The following is a 2,172-nucleotide window of genomic DNA, read 5'->3' on the forward strand; positions in this document are numbered from 1 at the left end:
CTCCGGCACCGTAGCCAGCTCTCTAAGTGCTTCCAGGGCAATCTTGGCCTTGAATGCGGCGTCAAACTTCTTGCGTGATTTTGTCATGTCCATACCCCGTCGGTTAACACAGAGCAGGACGCTTCACACCTTAACTCTCGGTCCTATTTCCAGGGTCCACTTCAAATTGCCCGCCAGAAGCCCGTGGCGAGTTGACCGATTCGCTTTTCCATGAACCCGCTATCGGAGCCCGAAAGCCAAAACCTCACCGGCGAGTCCCCCAAGCCCGCTGAGGGCTTATCCCGCCGCTTCGTCCTGGCCGGCGTAGCTTCTGCCACAATTCTGCCGCCGCCGCTCCTGCGGTCATCGAGCGGGGTAAACTTCTGTCCGCTTCATATTCTGAAGCGGTGAACCATCCTCACGTGGGAGTGTTTCCCAAGTGCAGCGCGAGGCGCCTCGATCCCGTCCCTTATTCGCCGATCTGGTCAAAACTGACCACTCTGCAACTACGGAACTGGGCCATATTCTGATAATCGCTCCTAGCTGTTTTTCCCTATAGAGCGTTCGTTGCTGAAATCATCGAAAACCAAAAATGCGGAGATGCGTGATGCTCGTCGCGTTGGAAGTAAACTTTGCTCTCTGGATTATGATCGGCTGCGGGATAGCAGAGTTCGCTCAGTTCGTCGGATAACTCAACTAGGCAAACAGCCACTTAGCTACCCTGACGGTGATCCAACCGAATGCTGACAACCAGCCGAGCATCGCGACGGCAATTGCCGTCAAATAGCCGATAACGAAAAGCCGCTTCAATATTGCCCCGCTACCAACGGCCGAGCCTACATGTAGGACTTCCGCGAGGCTGTTCATGGCAACGCTCTTCGAACTACGCATGCTAGTCGGCCTCCAACACAGCTAGACGCTAACTGGCGCCATGCCGAGTAAGTGTGAACTGGCTCACAATGGGCTTATTGCAATCAGAAAAATTCGGCGCCGAGATCCAGTCCGCAAGCCGCGCACGGCAGCGAGACGCAAAGGCCCGCACCACAGAATATCGCAAGCGTCTGCAATGTTTCGGTTTCAATGCTTGTGCTGGCGGACAGCCGGAAAATTGCTTGAACCAATGCAGTCATTTGCGACCTCCGTTGCCGAACCCCGCCGAGACCGTGCCTGCGATTCGTTTCCGGCAAATTTCGTGAGAAGTTGGAAAACGGTTTCGCGGCTGTTTCGTGGGTGACCCTAGACGTCGTGCCAGTGGTAACAAAATGGGGCGCGGGTTCAGGTCCGTTCCAGCGAGCCCGCCCGATTTACTGGCGGCCTTTTCTATTGCCGCGCTCCCCACCGCTGATCTAAGGTTGTCACCGTGTAAAAAACGGGAGTGCGGGACGTGGCGACAGGAACGGTGAAGTGGTTTAATGCGGCTAAGGGTTACGGATTCATTCAGCCCGACAACGGCGGCAAGGATGTGTTTGTGCACATCTCGGCTGTAGAGCGAGCCGGCCTGAGCAGCCTCAATGAGGGTGCCAAGGTGAGCTATGAAGAGACGGAAAATCGAGGCAAGACATCGGCGGAAAATCTGAGGGTCGGCTGAAGGCGGCCCTCAGCTCGGCGGCTTCCTCTTTGCCGGCCTCGCCGTTCGCCGCGCCGGGCCTTTTTGCGTTTGCACTAGCCTAACTGGCCTTTGGCGCGTATAGGTGCGGCGTCGCAAGACGATGGCGCTGAAACTTAGAGTGGACCGCGGGCAGACCCGGGGGCAGTACCCGGCGCCTCCACCTTAGCAGCTTGAGCTTAAAGGTCTCATTTCGGTGAGATTGATTTTGTCGGAAGGCAAAATTCCAAGGCTGTTAAGGCGGGGGCGAAACAGGATCGATGGTCGCGAAGAAACTCTGAATTGTGCCCGGCATGATACCGCCGTTATCGGGTCAAAAACCTAAATGCAAACGATAACGTTGCATTGAACGAAGTGCGCCTCGCGGCGTAACCGTTCGGGGTTGGTCCACCTAGCAACAGAACGGCCATCGCCGCGTCAGCCTTCGGGTTGGCGCGGCTTTTTGCGTTTCTAGCGGAATCAGTGAAGATCCTCGTAATCTCGAGACCTCGCATCCTGGCGAAGCTCGAATTGCGCGCGGGGCGCGAGCCTAATCGGCTCCTTCCTCGCAGCGTCCGGGCATCGCGCGCGACAAGCGGGGCCGCCCG

General features: G+C 57.0%; 2 protein-coding genes and 1 other RNA gene. 2 read left to right on the forward strand and 1 reads right to left on the reverse strand.

Annotated elements, in window-relative coordinates:
- Positions 1 to 675 precede the first annotated feature (675 nt).
- Positions 676 to 846, reverse strand: a complete 171-nt coding sequence (locus tag WB528_RS16975; protein WP_423889567.1) for a hypothetical protein — start codon at positions 844 to 846, stop codon at positions 676 to 678.
- 517 nt (positions 847 to 1,363) lie between these two features.
- Between WB528_RS16975 and WB528_RS16980 the strand changes: the two genes are divergently transcribed.
- The gene (locus WB528_RS16980) at positions 1,364 to 1,567 is read left to right on the forward strand and encodes a cold-shock protein (RefSeq protein ID WP_423889568.1); all 204 of its coding nucleotides are present in this window, start codon (positions 1,364 to 1,366) and stop codon (positions 1,565 to 1,567) included.
- A 71-nt stretch (positions 1,568 to 1,638) separates the two neighbouring features.
- Positions 1,639 to 1,999: a transfer-messenger RNA gene (gene ssrA, locus WB528_RS16985) on the forward strand.
- The last annotated feature ends 173 nt before the right edge of the window (positions 2,000 to 2,172 follow it).

Source organism: Bradyrhizobium sp., assembly GCF_049586575.1.
Classification (GTDB): Bacteria; Pseudomonadota; Alphaproteobacteria; order Rhizobiales; family Xanthobacteraceae; genus Bradyrhizobium.